Raw genomic sequence first — 16,577 nt, forward strand, 5'->3', positions numbered from 1 at the left:
AAATTCCGGTGACTTTGGCGGAGGGGTCACACCTCTTCCCATTCCGAACAGAGTCGTTAAGCCCTCCTGCGCCGATGGTACTGCCTTGGTGACGAGGTGGAAGAGTAGGTCGTTGCCGGAAATTATATGGCCTTCCTGATGAAAATTGGGGAGGCCTTTTTTGTCTCTTGCTGTCCCCCCTCTGCCCCTTGCACCGCGGTACGACAATTCTGTTGCATTTTGCCTCCGTTTTTCCTATTTCCGCCAGGTGAGGTTTGGCCCGGCATTTCAGACGGTGCACACCGTCAAGTATGTTGCCCTCCCAAGGAACTGAAATATTCCCCATGCCGCAACTCGGTATGGGCATTCTCGCTAATCTCAGGTGGCTGGCATGGCTTCGCTCGTGGGCCGCATACTCGGCAGCGGTCGCTACGAAATCCTCGAGCTCTATGGCAAAGGCGCGTTCGCTGAGGTCTATCGCGGCCGCCAGCTTAATTTGAATCGTGACGTGGCGGTCAAGGTGCTCAATGAAGCCTCGACCCGTGATGAAAGCCTGGTCAGGCGCTTTCATCAGGAAGCGGCTGCCGTGGCCCGCTTTGATCACCCCAATATCATCAAGATTTTTGACCACGGCCAGGAAGGGCAGGTGCACTACTATGTCATGAATTTCCTGCCCCGTACCCTGCGCAGCCTGCTTCATCCCAATCGTCCCCTGCCCGTCGAAATCGTCCTTCAGATCGCCAGTCAACTCGCCGCAGCACTGGCGTACGCTCATTCCATCGTCAACAATTTCGTCCATCGCGACCTCAAGCCAGAAAACGTCATGCTCGATCAGAGCCATAACGCCGTGCTTTCGGATTTTGGTCTGATCCGCGGCGACGAACTCGCGCGCCTGACCGTGGGGGACAGCGTCATCGGCACTCCCACCTACATGTCGCCTGAACAGATTCGCGGCAAGGCACTCGATCCCCGCTCAGATCTCTATGCCCTGGGCGTGTTGCTTTTCGAATGCGCCACCGGCTCGCCGCCTTTCAAGGGCGATTTGATGAGCGTCTGCCATCAACACGTCAATGAAGTGCCGGACAGCCCGCGGACGCTCAACCCGGATTTGCCAATCGAACTCGAGGCGTTGATTCTCAAATTGCTCGAAAAAACGCCCGAGCGCCGTTATCAAGCTGCAGCAGAGGTGTTGCTGGCGCTCGCTGAGTTCCCGAGGCGGCAGAGCCAGCCGGGACTCATCTATTCCCAGCCGACGCTGCCGGTAACGCCCAAGCCCGCCACGACTCCCGCACTGACGCCAGTGGCGCCACCCATCGCCACGACTCCTGCGCCGGCACCCGCCACAAACTCCAACCGCCGGCTTTGGCCCGCCATTTCGTTTGTGGGAATCGCGGCCATTGCCTTGGTGATTGCGCTGGTCTATTTCTTTCGCAAGCCTCAACCCGAAGCGCGGCCGCCGCAGCCAGCTTCGAGCACGGCCCATTCGCAGATCCCCACCAGCCTGCCGGCAGCAACGCCGTTGCAAACGGGCCGCCTCGAAATCCGGAGTATTCCAGAAGGCGCAATGATTCAGATCGACGGCCTCAACCAGGATCGCAAGACGCCCGCGCGTTTCGACAGCCTGCGGCCGGGACGTTATCTTGTGAGTTTGCATCTGCCGGGTTTTCAAGTGTGGCGCGAGGCCGTGACGATCGAAAGGCAGGGCACCGCCATGCTGTCAGCAGCGCTGGTTGCTGTGACGGCACGGCCCGCGGTGACCAATGTTAGGCTGCGCATCATTTCCCGGCCGCCGAGTGAAATCTATCTCGACGGCGTCAGCCTCGGCAAACCCGTCACCGGCATGATCACCGTACCGGTCACTCCCGGGCCGCATGAGCTGCAATTCAAGCTGGTCGCTTACCCGGCTGTCAACCGCCGCCTTGTCGTGAAAGCGGAAGAATCCCAGGAATTCGCCATTGATTTGTTGGGAGAAATCAGCCTGCAAGCATTCGATGAAGCCGGCGATCCGGTGTTCGGCGCCGTCTTTTTGAATGGACAGCAAGCCGATTGGAAGCCGGATGGCTCGCGCCAGCGCGTGCTCATCGGCGACTATGAAATCACCGTCAGGAGCTTTGGTTTTGTGATGGCCGAGCCTTCCAAAAAAGTCAGTGTGCGCGGCGGTGAATACCAGCCCATTGTCATTCAAATGAAGAGAGAGTAGCGCCCCCACACTCCCGCCAACCCCCGCTCCGTTTCAAGTCCTCGAAATCTGGTGGCCGCCGGAATTCCGCAGTCTCGTTGAGCCGCAAGTACTATCGCGGATATACAAATTACCTTCGCGATGAGAACTGTGCTGCGCTGATGTAAACTCTGTCTGCCAACCCTCAGCAGCCCTCATGATCATCTCCTGATCGAAATCACCTTGCCCAGGTTATGGCTGGTCGATTGCATTCACCTACCACGAGCCACCGGCTCGAACCCGCCAGGCGGGGACTGAATGATCAATTCACTCAACAATTTTGTGCACCTTGAAGCAAATCTCAACCCGGCCAGTTGCATGCGATGGTCTTGCGTCAAAACTGGCGGTGTGCCGCAACTCCGGACTTCGACTTACGATCACGATTTAGTGCCGGTGTTTTCCTTTTGAACCGGCAACTGCCGGCGAGCCGGTCGCGTGCTTGCGGCCGGCCATGCCACCAAGGGGCATGCGCAGAATGCCTGACATGCTGCGAATCACTCAGCAAACGAATCTACAGGACAAGAGGTATGTCTCGTTACACAGGATGCCAGCGGTTTCTTCAGGTGGCGCTTTCGAGTCTGCTGCTGATTCTCTGCCTCGGCGGCCGCGGTCTGGCGCAGACCGGCGCAACGCTCGCTACAACGACAACGGCCGAGTACAAAAAGTCCAACCAGAGCAAAATCTTCTTTCATGGCGGCGTCTGGTGGGCGCTGGCCTTCCATGAGGGCCAGGCCACCTGGTATATCTGGAAATACAACGGCACCTCCTGGAGCCGCACGAACAAGCTCGAGAAGAGCACGAGTTACCTTCCTGATGTTGTGCTCGATGCCGCGCACGACAAGCTCTATGTGTTCAGCTCGCATCACACCCAGCCCAAACTCCGGCGCTACACCTACTCCGCCGGCACGTGGACGATCGATCCCGGCTTCCCCAAAAAGATTTTCACGGATTTTGTCAACCTCGACCACAGTAATCCGGTCAGCATGACACGGGCGAAGAACGGTGATCTGTGGATCTTTCGCGTGGACAGCAGCCGGCTGCAGGCGAAGCGTTCTTCCGACGCCGGTGTGACCTGGGGCAACGTGACCACGATCAAGTCGAATCTCAATGACCCCAAGGGCACAGCCGATGCCGTGGCTTTCACCACCGCCGGCGGCAATTATGTCGGCGTGGGCTATGGCGAAGCGGGCAATGGCACGCGACGCTTCGGGTTCTTTCTCCATCGCGACGGCGATCCTGACAACGTGTGGAGCGACGAGTCTGCGCAGGTGATGCCCCTCGGCACGGAGAACGCGCAAAACAACCTGTGCATGGCAGTGGATGGCGGAAACAACGTCTACATGTTTGTGCGCACGAACAGCGGCGGTCCGAGCGATCCGCGCAACACCCTCTACAAACGCAATGCGAACGGCACCTGGTCGGCTTTTGTCGTCAACGCAGTGAATTCGAATGTTGCCTGGCAATCGCCCGCGATTGCCATTGACGGCGAGAATGGCAGGCTCTATCTGTTGGGCCGCAATGTCCCCAGCAATATTGTCGAATACAAGACCGCCCTCATCGGCCAGGAGCATACCCTGGCCGCGGCCTCCATTCAGACGGCATTGGCGAATGGCACGCAGGCATTCAGCGACTTGAGCGTACCCGCCGGCTTGCTGGACTCGAACACGGATTTGTTGATCACCGCCGATAACATCACCGCCAACGACATCTGGTTCAACAAGCTTGATATCACCGCCGGCAGTGCGCCGGTTGTGGTTGACTCGGCGAAGGTCAATCCGCAAACGACAGCCACAGCGGGAGAATACACAATCGCATTCACCACCGGCGTTTCCGGCGGTTTGGCGGCCGGCAACGGCACGATCACGGTGAGTTGGCCCGAGGGCACGACGGTCCCCGCAACGATTGACGCCGCGCATGTCACCGTGAATGGCGTTGCGGCGAGCACAGTCTCGACCAATCCCGGCGCCCGCCAAGCCACGGTCACGGTGGTGGCCGAGGTAGCGGCTAGTGCCAGTGTCACGCTGGTGTTTGCGAGCGCCGCCAACATCCTCAATCCTGCGGCGCCGGCAAACTACACCCTGCAGGTTGCGACGAGCGCGCAGCCATTGCCGGCCAATTCACCGGCATATGCCATCGTCTCTCCGCTAACGGTCGGCAATGTCACCGTGACACCGCATTTCACTTTGAACACGGCGGAGTATACCATCCCGATGGCGCTTGGTTCTGCCGGCGCGCTGCTCGCCGGCGCCGGCCAAATCAGCGTAATCTGGCCCGCAGGCACGACGGTGCCGCCGGCGATTCTGAATTCGAGCGTCAAAGTCAACGGCGTGACCGCCTCAGTTGTGGCGAGTGACAGCGCACTGCGGCAGGCCACGGTCACCGTGCCGGCCAGCTTTGGCGCCGGCGAGAGTGTGACGCTGGTGTTCCTGACCACCGCTGATGTCGCCAATCCTTCGGTCGCCGGAAACTATACCTTGCAGGTCGAAACCACGGCGGAACCTACACCGGTGGTGTCGCAGGCGTACACCATCGATCCTGCCACGCCGGTGACGATTTCCGCCGTCACGGTGGCGCCGGACACCGCGGGAGCGCTTGCTGCCTACACCATTGCGATCATGCTGGGCGAGGGCGGCGGACTGGCAGCCAACAGCGGCACGATCACGATCACCTGGCCTGAGGGCACGCAGGTGCCGGCGAACATCAATAGCAGTGCCGTCACGGTAAATGGTATGGCGGCATATGCCGTCACCGCTTCAGCGGCGCAGCGGCAGGCAACGGTAACGGTGCCGGCCAGCCTCGCGGACGGCGCGAGCGTGAGTATCGTGTTCACGCCGAGCGTGGGCCTCATCAATCCCGGCACCGAAGGCCAGTACGCTTTGACCGCACACACCAGCACGCAACTTCCCGAAGCGACCTCGCCTGCTTACACCATCAATCCCGTCGCGCCGCCGGCGCCCGGCACCGGCCGGCCGGTCACCGGCACAGGTGATGGCCTGGCCCGGCCGAATCAAAGCCGCACGTTTTATCACGGCGGTTACTGGTGGCTCGCGGCCCTCAACAAGGCCGATCAGCGCTGGAAGCTGTGGCGTCTGGTGGATACGACCTGGACTGCACAGCTCGAGATTTCAAGTTCAAGTGCGGCGCGGCCGGACTGCTTCGTTGACGGCCTCAACAACCGGCTTTATGTTTTGCTCTCGCACACTTCACAATCCACCTTTCTGCGTTTGAGTTACAACAGCGGCAATGGCTCATGGTCGATTGATTCCGGCTATCCCGTCAACGTGCCGAATGTGCGGCACATTGACGACAATCCCTTGTGCTTCACGCGCGCCCGCAACGGCGAGCTGTGGATTTTCGGCATCGGCAACTCGGCGTTGCAAGCGGTGCGCTCCACCAATGAAGGCCTGAATTGGTCGAGCATCTTTGTGGTGAAATCCGGGCTGCACGCCAGCACCGGTATGGTGGACTGTCGCGCATTCACGGCAAACGGCGTTGATTATCTCGGCGTGTGTTATGGCGAGAACACCGTGACCGGCGCGGTGTTTGGCTTTCTGCGCCATCAAGATGGCGCGGCCAGCAACGTCTGGACCGACGAGACGGCGCAGTTGACTCCCTTTACCGGAACGAATGCCGATGACCAAATTGCCATGACGGTGGCGGACGACGGCACGGTCTATCTCGTCACCAAGACGGATGGCAGCAGCGCTTCAGCCGTGCACAACGGACTTTACAAGCGCACCCCCAACGGCTTCTGGCAGAGATTTGCGGTCAACCGCGGCAGCGGCTGGCATATGCCGGTGATCGGCCTCGATGAAACCAACGACGAAATCTACGTCATCGGCACGGGCACCACCCCCACGAAATATGGCCAGTTCAAGAAGGCCGCATTCGGCAGTGAGAGCCAACTGGAAAATGCAGAGACCATCAATCTCTTCGCGCGGGAGGCGATGAATTTCATCTATCCCTCGATGGCGCAACACAATCACACCAGCGCCTCGGGCATGTTGGTGGCGGTGCAAAATGAAACGGCGGTCGAGACCTGGTACAATTTGCTCACGCTCGGTCCGCCGCCAGCCGGTCCGGTGAGTCTCAGCAGTGTGACGGTATCGCCCACGACCGTGGGATTGACGGCAGCCTACACCATCGGTCTCACCTTGGGCGCGACCAATGGGCTTGCTGCCGGCGTCGGAACTATTACCATAACCTGGCCCAACAACACCGTTGTGCCGGCAACGATTACGCCGAGTCAAGTGACCATCAACGGCGCAGCCGCGAGCAGTGTGAGCACGAACCCGGCATTGCGCCGCGCCGTCATCACGGTGCCAAGCACGCTGGCCGGCGGTGCCAATGTCTCGGTGGCGTTCAGCGCCAACGCCGGTCTGGTCAATCCCACGACGGCCGGTAACTACACGCTCGAAGCATTCACCAGCGGCCAAAGTTCACCGGCCACTTCGCCGGTCTATAGTATCGCAGCGGCTGTGCCGGTGACCGTCGACGCGATTACGGTCCAACCCAATCAAGTCGCCACTGCGGCAGCTTACACGATTCCCATTACACTCGGCGCGCAGGGCGCCTTGACCGGTGGCGCGAGCACGATCACCGTGACTTGGCCGGAAGGCACGTCGGTGCCGGCGGCGATTGCTGTGGAGAACGTCACAGTCAACGGCGTGGCTGCCGCGGCGGTTTCGGCTGATGCGGGATTGCGGCGGGCGGTGGTCACGGTTCCGGCGAATTTGGCGGCGAATGGCGCCGCTTCGCTGTTCTTCCGCGCGGCGGCAAATCTCATCAATCCGAGTTTGATTGGCAACTATACCCTGCAAGTTTTCACCAGCCAGCAGGCGCCGCCGGCCAGCTCCCCGGCCTATGCCTTGATCGACACGACGCCGGTGGTGATTGGCAATGTCACCGTCAATCCCAATCGTGCCTTTGCGGCGGCCTCATACTCGATTCCAATGACTTTGGGTTTGAATGGAGGATTGACCGGCGGCACGGGCACGATCACCGTCACCTGGCCGGCGGGCACCAGCGTGCCCGCGACGATCGCTGCTGCCAACGTAACGGTCAACGGCGTAGCGGCGAACGCCGTCACCGCTGATTCGCTGCAGCGCCGTGTTGTGGTAACGGTCCCGGCGACTTTGTCCGGCAATGCCAATGCCACGCTGGTTTTCGCGGCGGCGGCAGGCGTGGCCAATCCAGCAGCAGGCAGCTATCAACTCAGCGTTTCTACGAGCGCGCAAACTAGCAGCGTCACTTCGGCGGTCTATCAAATTATCGCGCAACCGGCAGTGGCCGTGGGCGCCGTTGGCGTGACTCCGAACTTTGAGGCCGAGGCCGCGGCCTACAGCATTCCTCTCACGCTCGGTCCACACGGCGGGCTGCAAGGCGGCAGCGGTACGATCACGGTAACCTGGCCCAATGATACCAATCTGCCGGCAAGCATCAATGCTGCCAATGTCAGCGTGAATGGCACTGCCGCTCAGGCAGTGACCACGCAACCGGCGCAACGCCGTGCCACCGTGACGGTGCCCGCGACGCTGGCCAACAGTGCCGGCGTGACGCTGGCATTTGCCGCGGCAGCGAACCTGGTGAATCCGACCACGACCGGCAATTACTCGCTGCAGGTAACGACCAGCAAGCAGGATTCGATTGCAGTTTCTCCCGCGTACTTTATCGACGCGCAGCCGCCGATTGCAGTCGGCGCGATCAGCATCAACCCGAACTACGCCGGTGAAGCGGCAGAATACAATATGCCACTAACGCTCGGCGCTTATGGCGGCTTGAGCGGCGGCAGCGGCGTGATCACAGTGGAATGGCCGCAAGGAACGACCGTGCCCGCCTCCATGGCGCCGGCGAATGTCAAAGTGAATGGCGCTTCGGCAAGCGCGGTGACGACGAATCCGGCACTGCGCCGGGCAATGGTCACCGTTCCGGCTACGCTCGCCAACGGCGCCGGTGTCACATTGCTCTTCACCGCGGCGGCGGGAGTGGTCAATCCTGCCGCGGGATCCTACACGCTGTCTGTCTTTACCAGCAGGCAGGATTCACTCGCGACCTCCCCGAGCTATGCAATCACCGCGCAACCGCCGGTGGTGGTCGGCAATCTGACCGTCAATCCCACGATTGCAGGAGAAGTGGCGAGTTACACCATTCCAGTCACGGTGGGAGCTTATGGCGGCTTGACCAGCGGCAGCGGCACGATCACCGTCACCTGGCCCTCCGGCACGACAGTGCCAGCCAGCATCTCCGCGAGCAATGTTACGGTGAATGGTGTGAGTGCGGCCGCAGTGAGCGCCAACAGCGCGACACGCCAGGCTACGGTGACCGTACCCAATGCGATCGCCAATAATGCCAGCGTGACGCTCGTGTTCACGGTCGCGGCTGCAATCGTGAATCCCGGCATCAGCGGTGATTACTCGCTCATGGTGCGCACCAGCAAGCAGACGGCCGAGGCCGCCTCTCCGAGTTACACGATCGATCCTTCGCCCAATCCGCCGCCTTCGGGAACCGGCACCGCCATTGCGGGCACCGGCGGCGAATTCGACAAGCCACATCAAAGCCGCGTTTTCTATCATGACGGCAAGTGGTGGCTGGCAGGCTTGAAAAAGAGTGAGAACAAATGGAAGCTGTGGAAATTTGATGGCACCAACTGGGCCGATCAAGGCCTGGTCCTCGGCGATGTCAAATCCTATCGCCCCGATTGCTTTATCGACAATGCCAGCAACAAGCTTTACATCTTTGTTTCGGGCACGTCGCAATCGCAGTTTCTGCGTCTGACCTACAGCTCCGGCGCATGGAGCAAAGACTCCGGCTATCCGGTGAATTTGCCGCAATTCACCCACTCCGGTGAATATTCGATCAGTTTTTCGCGCGCGAAGAACGGTGAGCTGTGGGGTTTCCGGGTGAACAGTAGCCAGCTCGAGGGCGTGGTGTCCACCAACGGCGGGCAAAGTTGGTCGGGGGTGATTGTCCTCAAGACCGGCCTGCATAACACCGCACTCACCGATTGCCATGCCTTCTCTGCCGGCGGCAGCGACTTCATGGGCGTGTGTTACTCCGAGAATTCCACCACCAATTCCATCGTCGGATTTTTGCGCCACCAAGACGGCACAAGCTCTTCGGCGTGGACGGATGAAAGCACCAACCTGCCGCCCTATAGCGGTACGGTCTCCGATGATCACATTAACATGGCGGTCGCCAATGACGGTACAGTCTACCTCATCACCAAGACTGACGGCGGCGGCGGCTCGATCGTCGATAACGGCTTATACAAGCGCGCGACCAACGGCACCTGGCAGTTGTTCGCGGTCAATCGCGGCGGTGGCTGGACGCGGCCGGCGCTCGCCATCGATCAAAGCAACAATTTCCTCTATGCCATCGGTGCGCCGGAAGGCTCCACCCGCCGCGGGTTCTACAAGAAAGCAGCCATTGGCAGTGAGGGTGACTTCGAATCGGCCAGTATGGTGACGATATTCGAGGGCAGCAACAACTACTTTGTGAATCCCTCGGTGGCGCAGCACAATCACACCAGCGGCAGCGGCGTTATGATCGCCATTGAGAACGATTCCGAGCTGCAGCTTTACTATAACCGGGTCAATCTCGGCGGGGCGCCGCCGCCCAGCCCGGTAACGGTCAACAGCGTGACGGTGAATCCAACCACCACCAGCTTGGTGGCGGCTTACACGGTGGGATTCACGCTCGGCAGTTCCGGCGGCTTGAGTGGCGGCTCGGGCACGATCACCGTGACCTGGCCTGCCAACACGACGGTGCCGGCAACGATTGCCAACAGCGCGATCACGGTGAATGGCACACCCGCGAGTAGTGTCGCCACCAATACCACCGGCCGTTTTGCAGTGATGACTGTACCCGCCAACCTGGCGGCGAATGCCAATGTCACGCTCAACGTCACCGCCGCTGCCGGCATCATCAATCCCACCACGGCGGGCGCGTACACGGTGCAAGTGAAAACGAGTGCGCAACCGGTGCAGGCGGCTTCGCCGGCCTACAACTTGCAGGCTCCGGTGCCGGTGGCAGTGGGGAACATTACCGTTCAACCCGACACGGTGAGCCGGCTGGCGAGCTATGAAATTCCACTCACCCTGGGCAGCCAGGGTGATTTGACCGGCACCAGCGGCACCATTACCGTCACCTGGCCGGAAGGCACCACCGTTCCGGCGAGCATCGCGACGACTGACGTGACCGTCAATGGCGCGAGCACGGCCAGTATAACGACCACGCCCGCGGCGCGGCGCGCTGTGGTGACGGTGCCGAACTCGCTGGCAGCCGGCGCGAATGTTACGCTGCAGTTCAGTGTGGGCGCCGGTATCGTGAATCCGGCTGCCGCGGGAAGTTACACGCTGCGAGTGCAAACCAGCAGCCAGCCGGTTGATGCAACTTCACCAGCGTACTCGCTGGTCGCGCCGCCGCCGGTGGTTGCCGGTACCTTGACGCATGCCAACACCACGCGGCTGTTCGATGCCTCCAATCAAAGCAAGATCTTCCACCATGACGGCGTTTGGTGGTTGGTGGCCTATGATCGCACGGTCAATGATTGGTATCTTTGGAAGTATGCCGGCGGCAGTTGGACGCGCGACATACTGATGGAGTACAACGAGAACTCGCGCATCGACCTCGTGTCCGATCCCGCCAACAACCGCTTCTTCGGTCTGGCCTCGCTGGATACCGGTTCGCGCTTCGGCAGGGTGGGCTACAACAACGGCGCATGGGCGGTACAATCCTCAACGACGCTGACCGGCTTCACGCATGATGATGAACTGCGGCCACAATGTCTCGTGCGCGGCGCCAATGGCCATCTCTGGGTGCTTCGCGTCAACACCGGCAGCCTCGAAGCCCGGCAATCCACCGACAATGGCACCTCCTGGTCGAATACCATGACGCTCAAATCCGGCATCACCGGCGATCACGGTATGGTCGATGCCGTCAAATTCAGCGCCGGCGGCAACAACTATTTCGGTGTCATCTATGGTATGCTGGCTTCCGATGGCGGCACGACCTATGGTTTCTTGAAGCATGACGACAATGCGGCGGCCAGCACCTGGTCGGACGAGAGCGCCGCGCTCACTTTCTTTGGTAACGAAAAGGCCGAGGCGCAACTCTCCGCGCTGGCCGCGGGCGATGGCACTATCTATGTTCTGACCGCCAACAGCAACGCGGCCGGCACTGACCCCGCCAACACGCTTTACCGGCGCGCCAGCAATGGCTCGTGGAGCAAGTTCAAAGTCAACACTGCCAATAGCAGTCAGCCGTGGCGCAGCCCGGCGTTGGCGATCGACGAGGCCAACAACCGCCTCTATGTGATGGGCATTCGCACCACGGCGCCGGCGCGCGGCGAATACAAAATGTGCGAGCTTGGCTTTGAGTCAACGTTGGAAACGCAACCGGCCGCAGTCTTGTTTGCAAACGGCAATGATGATTTTGACAACCTCAGTGTGCCGGCGCAGCCGTTTACCGCCGCCACCGGCTTGTTGGTGGTGGCCGCCAATCTCACTGATGATGCCATTTGGTACAATCAGTTGATCCCCGGCACTGCCAAGTTTGGCGCGGCGGAAGCGGCTCTGGCCGTGACGCCGCTGATTGAAGGGGCGCACTGTTATCCCAACCCATTCAATCCCGAAACCACGATTCGCTTCGTGTTGGCGGAGAACAAGAGTGTGCGTCTGCAAATCTTCAACCTGCGCGGCGAGCTGGTGCGCACCCTGGTAAACAAGGACATGCCGCGGGGCGTGCACGAGGTGAGATGGAATGGCCGGGACAAATCGGGCCGTCCTTCTTCCAGCGGCATGTATTTCTACCGGCTGGCCCTCGGAGAGAAAGTCTTCACCGGCAGCATGCAGATGATCAAATGATCCGCACGCGGCCTCAGTGACTGCTGCAAAGCCACCCGCTCCCGACAAGAGAGCCGGTGGCTTTTTGTTTTGGTGAATTGCAAGCCGGCGCCGGCAAGAGCGGCGGCACGCAACACCACGCGCCGCGTGCCGGACGCCGCGGCGGTGAGAACGGCGCGAGCCGGACGGAAATCGCATTGAACAGCTTGCAGTCCGACGGTGTCCCTCTGGTCAGTCGCGATGTGGGTTGCACGCAGGCGCCCAGCCGCAGTCCAAGCCGCACGGCCGGCCCGTTCCCGCTTTTGCCGGGACCACCGGCCAGCAACACCGATTGATCAGCTTGTTTCTCATTCAAAATTGTCGTATCGTCACACACCTTTTTTGGTTGAATTCTCCTTTTGACAATTTGCCCCGCGGAGAGTGAAGCATGAGCAAGAAATCCAAACGCGTCTGGCTGGCCATCGCCGCCGTGGCGGTTGTGGCAGCCCTCGCGCTGCCCAAGATCGGATCATCCTGGGGCCGCTCCCCATCAGGCCCGGCCAACGGCAACGGTGCGCCGCGTGACCCGCGCCTGCCGGTGCGCATGGAGATCATCCATGCCGAGCGCATGGGCGACCGCGTCCAGACCGTCGGAACGATTCTCTCGAATGAAGAAGTGGAGATCCGCAGCGAAATTTCCGGCAAGATTGAAAAGATCCATTTCAAAGAAGGCGGCCGGGTGAGCAAGAGGGAGCTGCTGCTCAAGATCAATGACGCCGAGCTGCAGGCCCAACTGGCGCGCGCCCAATTTCGCCGCGCCATAGCCGCGCAGGAGGCCGAGCGCCAGCGTCAATTGTTCGAGAGAAATCTGGCCAGCCGGGAAAACTATGACAATGCCGTGAACGAGTTGAACATCGTGCAGGCCGAAATCCAGCTCGTTACCGCACAAATCGAGAAGACTGAAATTCGCGCGCCTTTCGCCGGCACCATTGGTCTGCGCCAGGTGAGCGAGGGCAGCTACATTTCGCCGGCCGCGCGCATCACCACGCTGCAGGACAATCATCCCGTCAAGATCGACTTCACCGTGCCGGAAAAATATGCCGGCCTGATCAAAGTCGGTGACAAGATCAGTTTCATCGTGCAAGGCAATGGGCAGCAATTCGAAGGGACGGTCTATGCGCAGGAAGCCAAGATTGACCTGGCCACACGCACCATGCACCTGCGCGCCCTCAGCCCCAATCCCAACGGCGTTTTGATTCCGGGCGCTTTTGCCAACGTCGAAATCGTGTTGCGCGAAAAGGAAACGCTCATGGTTCCCTCCTTTGCTTTGATCCCGGAGCTGAAAGGGCATCGGGTGTTTTTGTACAAAAACGGCAAGGCCGAGTCACGCAGCGTGACGATCGGCAGCCGCACCGACGAGCGCGTGGAAATCACCCAGGGCGTGCAGCCGGGCGATACGTTGATCACCTCCGGCATTTTGCAATTGCGGCCGGGCATGGCGGTGATGCCGGCAGCGGGCGTTGCTGCACCGGCGAATTAAGAAGCAGGGTTGCCGATTGCGCAGCGGCCCTGGACGCCAGCCAATTTGTACTGCTGGTTTCGGGAGGCTTGCTTGCAGGCGTGCTGCTGCCCGGCAAAATCCCTGCACCGCGGCCGCATCACTTGCCGGCGGGCGCGTGGATAGTCTCAATTTTTGATGGCGTCATATGACTGTTGCGAGAATCGGAATTACCTTGCGGTTGCTGCTGGCCGGCGTTTTTCTGCTTTCGGCCCTTTCCAAATTGCCGCAGGCCGGCTTGTTTGAAATCGCGATCGTCGAGCAAGGTCTGGCTGCCACGCGCAGCCAGGCGGCATATCCCGCGCGGCTGGTGATCGCCTTCGAGTTGTTTCTCGGCGCGGCGCTGCTGTTTCCGTATTATCTGAAACGCGCCATTCTCCCGCTGGTCATCGCGCTGCTGGTTGCGTTCACGGCGCTGCAGGTCTACCAGTTGACGCTGGGCGAGCAGACGCCCGATTGCGGCTGCTTTGGCGCGCTTTTGCCCATGTCATCGGCGGAATCCCTGGTGAAGAACATTCTATTGCTGGCCATGAGCCTCTGGCTGTTCACGATTACGCCCGTCAAGAGGCGCCGGCCTGCTGTTCCCGCCCTGTTGGCTGTGGCCAGCTTGTTTGCCGTCTTGCTGCTCGCTCCGGTGCGCCGGAACTATGAAGCGAGATTCGCGCAGTACACACAGTTCGAGCATGGTGGCCGCGTTGATCTCACCAGCGGCGAACGTTTCGTGGCGGTGTTCAGCGCGGATTGCGACCATTGCCGGGAGACGGCGCGCAGCCTCGGCGAGCTGGCGGCGCAGCATGCGAATTTCCCGCAACTCCATGCCTTGATCTTTGCCGAAAGTCCGGCCGCGGTTTCTGCCTTCTTGCAGGAAACCAATTCCAATTATCCCTATCACCTCATCTCCGAACAGGAACTGGTGGCGCTCATCGGCGATAGTGCCCCGCGCATTTACTGGCTGCGGGACGGCAAGATTGCGGCGTTCTGGGACGACGATTTCGGCCGGCATTTGCTGGCCGCCACACAGACACGGCATTCGGGCGGGCAAGGCGGATCCGCCAATTGATGCCGCCGACGGCGAGGTGGCGATGCACGATTCCCCGAAATATTTCCTCACCACCAGCCGGCTGGGCTTTCGTTGCTGGCGGGAAGACGATCTTCCGCTGGCGAAGGTTTTCAGCGCGGTGATTTATTCACCGATCGTGTCGATAGTGTTTGATATGTTGCGGAAAATTTGACGAAAACGGGATGGATCATTTTTCTGACCTCCATCTTTCTGTTATCCGCTTTTTTGCATGATGATGAAATGCTGGAAACCACCTGGAAGATTCGTTTTGCGACGCAAACCGACGTTCCGTTTCTGCGAGAAATGCTCTATGAGGCCGTGTGCTGGCGTCCGCATCAGCCGCGACCTCCACTCGAAGAAGTTTTGGCCGAGCCGGAGCTGGCCAAACTCTTGAGCGGTTGGGGAAGAAATGGCGACACCGCCGTTGTGGCAGAATGGGAAGATGGCATGCCGGTCGGCGCCGCGTGGTATCGCTCTTGGATGGCAGAAAATCACTCCTACGGCTTTGTTGATGCAGACACGCCGGAGCTTGGCATCGCAGTTCGCCAAGAATTTCGCCAACGTGGCATCGGCACGGCGTTGCTCACGGCGCTGTTGCAACAAGCGCGGCGTTCCGCAATCGCGCGAATAAGCTTGAGCGTCGAGCCGGAGAATTATTCGCGCGCGCTTTACGAGAAATTAGGTTTCAAGCGAGTTGGAACATCCGGAACTTCGTTGACAATGCTGCTGGAGCTTCGATAAACTGCGTTGTACCGACATGACAATGCTTCTATGGAATATCTCATCCTTGACGGTTGGCAATCGGTGTGGGTGCAACTAGGCGCGGCAGGAATCGCCAGCGCGGCGTTGGGCAGTTTCATTGGCGCCACTGCTTCGGCGATGGCTTCAGCTTATCGCCCGGAAACGGCCATGCTACGCGGCGCCGCTTGGCGCGAAGAGTTGATTGATTCATTAATGCAAATATTCAGGAGTGCATCATCATGAAAAACTCCGTTCACGGTATTCATCATCTCACCGCCATTGCCGGCGACGCGCAGGAGAATCTGGACTTCTACGTGGGCGTGATGGGCATGCGGCTGGTGAAAAAGAGCGTCAATCAAGACGTTCCTGATACCTATCACTTGTTTTATGCCGACGGCGCCGGCACACCGGGAACCGATCTCACCTTCTTTCCCTGGCCGAGCATGGGGCCGGGGCGAGCGGGAACCGGCTTGGTGGTGGAAGTTCCTTTTGCCGTGCCGCATGGGAGTCTGCAAAATTGGCGTGCGCGTTTCGACCAGATGGGCGTGAAATACGGTGCGGTTGAAACACGCTTCGGCGAAACGACGCTGCCGTTCAAGGATCCCCACGGCCTGCAACTGGCGTTGGTGGAGAGCGATGACCCGCGCGAATTTGTGCCGTGGGAGAAAAGCGCAGTTCCGGTTGAGCAGCAATTACGCGGCATGCACTCGGTTCGGTTGTGGGTGCGCCGGCTTGCACCGACGGCGGAGGCGCTCACGCAGTGCATGGGCTTTGCCCGGTTGGGAACTGAAAACGGCTGGACACGCTTTGCTGTGGAGGGCGGCGGCTCCGGCAAGATCATCGAAGTCAAAGAGCTGCCGCAAGAGAGCCGCGGCCGCTGGGGAACCGGTGCCGTGCATCACGTCGCCTGGCGCATGAAAGATTCCGCGGAAGAAATGGCCATGCGCGAACTGCTCTTCGATGCCGGTCTTTTCCCCACCGAGCAGATTGATCGTTTCTGGTTCAAATCGGTTTATTTTCGCGAACCAGGCGAAGTGCTGTTCGAACTGGCCACCGACGGCCCCGGCTTTGATCGCGACGAAGATATGGAACGTCTGGGCGAGCAACTCATTTTGCCGCCCTGGCTGGAGCCGCAACGGCAGCAGATCGAAGCAGCGCTGCCGCGTTTGGAGATGCCGAAGAGGGAGAACTGAAACAGGC

At 60.2% G+C, this 16,577-nt stretch carries 8 protein-coding genes and 1 rRNA gene; all 9 read left to right on the top strand.

Annotation, left to right across the window (positions count from 1 at the left end):
* Positions 1-4 precede the first annotated feature (4 nt).
* The 9 genes from rrf to L6R21_01075 all read left to right on the top strand — a co-directional run bounded on the left by rrf (position 5) and on the right by L6R21_01075 (position 16,570).
* Positions 5-121 (top strand): 5S ribosomal RNA (gene rrf / locus L6R21_01035).
* A 249-nt stretch (positions 122-370) separates the two neighbouring features.
* Positions 371-2,179 (top strand): protein kinase, encoded by a 1,809-nt coding sequence (locus tag L6R21_01040; protein MCK6557756.1) that lies wholly within the window; start codon positions 371-373, stop codon positions 2,177-2,179.
* A 545-nt stretch (positions 2,180-2,724) separates the two neighbouring features.
* A complete protein-coding gene (locus L6R21_01045) occupies positions 2,725-12,060 on the top strand; it encodes a T9SS type A sorting domain-containing protein (GenBank protein MCK6557757.1) in 9,336 nt (3,111 codons plus the stop codon).
* Positions 12,061-12,466: 406 nt separating this feature from the next.
* Entirely contained in the window at positions 12,467-13,558 is a 1,092-nt protein-coding gene (locus L6R21_01050) for an efflux RND transporter periplasmic adaptor subunit (GenBank protein ID MCK6557758.1), read from the top strand.
* Positions 13,559-13,724: 166 nt separating this feature from the next.
* Entirely contained in the window at positions 13,725-14,636 is a 912-nt protein-coding gene (locus tag L6R21_01055) for a hypothetical protein (GenBank protein ID MCK6557759.1), read from the top strand.
* A 22-nt stretch (positions 14,637-14,658) separates the two neighbouring features.
* The gene (locus tag L6R21_01060) at positions 14,659-14,808 is read left to right on the top strand and encodes a hypothetical protein (protein ID MCK6557760.1); all 150 of its coding nucleotides are present in this window, start codon (positions 14,659-14,661) and stop codon (positions 14,806-14,808) included.
* Positions 14,809-14,939: 131 nt separating this feature from the next.
* Entirely contained in the window at positions 14,940-15,377 is a 438-nt protein-coding gene (locus tag L6R21_01065; protein ID MCK6557761.1) for a GNAT family N-acetyltransferase, read from the top strand.
* A gap of 30 nt (positions 15,378-15,407) precedes the next feature.
* Positions 15,408-15,620 (top strand): hypothetical protein, encoded by a 213-nt coding sequence (locus L6R21_01070; protein ID MCK6557762.1) that lies wholly within the window; start codon positions 15,408-15,410, stop codon positions 15,618-15,620.
* On the top strand, positions 15,617-16,570 hold the full coding sequence (locus L6R21_01075; GenBank protein MCK6557763.1) for a ring-cleaving dioxygenase: 954 nt from the start codon (positions 15,617-15,619) through the stop codon (positions 16,568-16,570). Before L6R21_01070 ends, L6R21_01075 begins: the two co-directional genes overlap by 4 nt.
* The last annotated feature ends 7 nt before the right edge of the window (positions 16,571-16,577 follow it).

Source organism: bacterium (assembly GCA_023150945.1).
Classification (GTDB): domain Bacteria; phylum Zhuqueibacterota; class Zhuqueibacteria; order Zhuqueibacterales; family Zhuqueibacteraceae; genus Coneutiohabitans.

Excerpts from the sequence above, each read along its gene's own strand:
- L6R21_01055 (MCK6557759.1), top strand. The coding sequence starts at position 13,725 with ATGACTGTTGCGAGAATCGGAATTACCTTGCGGTTGCTGCTGGCCGGC.
- L6R21_01070 (MCK6557762.1), top strand. The coding sequence starts at position 15,408 with ATGGAATATCTCATCCTTGACGGTTGGCAATCGGTGTGGGTGCAACTA.
- L6R21_01040 (MCK6557756.1), top strand. The coding sequence starts at position 371 with ATGGCTTCGCTCGTGGGCCGCATACTCGGCAGCGGTCGCTACGAAATC.
- L6R21_01065 (MCK6557761.1), top strand. The coding sequence starts at position 14,940 with ATGCTCTATGAGGCCGTGTGCTGGCGTCCGCATCAGCCGCGACCTCCA.
- L6R21_01050 (MCK6557758.1), top strand. The coding sequence starts at position 12,467 with ATGAGCAAGAAATCCAAACGCGTCTGGCTGGCCATCGCCGCCGTGGCG.
- L6R21_01045 (MCK6557757.1), top strand. The coding sequence starts at position 2,725 with ATGTCTCGTTACACAGGATGCCAGCGGTTTCTTCAGGTGGCGCTTTCG.
- L6R21_01060 (MCK6557760.1), top strand. The coding sequence starts at position 14,659 with ATGCACGATTCCCCGAAATATTTCCTCACCACCAGCCGGCTGGGCTTT.
- L6R21_01075 (MCK6557763.1), top strand. The coding sequence starts at position 15,617 with ATGAAAAACTCCGTTCACGGTATTCATCATCTCACCGCCATTGCCGGC.